This window comes from Priestia sp. SIMBA_032, assembly GCF_046535215.1.
Taxonomy (GTDB): domain Bacteria; phylum Bacillota; class Bacilli; order Bacillales; family Bacillaceae_H; genus Priestia; species Priestia aryabhattai.
Genome location: NZ_JAWRXD010000741.1, coordinates 1 through 269, shown reverse-complemented (window position 1 = coordinate 269; position 269 = coordinate 1). Strand labels below are relative to the sequence as shown.

The following is a 269-nucleotide window of genomic DNA, read 5'->3' as shown; positions in this document are numbered from 1 at the left end:
CATGTTTGAAACCACTAAAAATGTTTTACTGGAATTGCGGGATATCCTGTTGCAACTGCCCTATGGGGTCTATACAGCGCCTTGCCAGTTATTGTCGGATGCCACCATAGGACAACATACCCGCCATGTCGTTGAGATGTACCTTGTACTGTTGAACGGCTATCAATCCGGGCATGTATGCTATGATGATAGACCCAGGAATAAAAAAATAGAGGAGAATGTAAGGTATGCCGCCAAAATGCTCCATAAAATAGCCCATAACCTCCAAC

Annotated in this window: 1 protein-coding gene; it reads right to left on the bottom strand. The window is 44.2% G+C overall.

Going from position 1 to position 269, the window contains the following annotated elements:
- Positions 1–88: 88 nt before the first annotated feature.
- Positions 89–269, bottom strand: a 181-nt coding sequence (locus SB717_RS36265) for a hypothetical protein (protein WP_410907854.1), incomplete at its 5' end; no start/stop codon positions are given.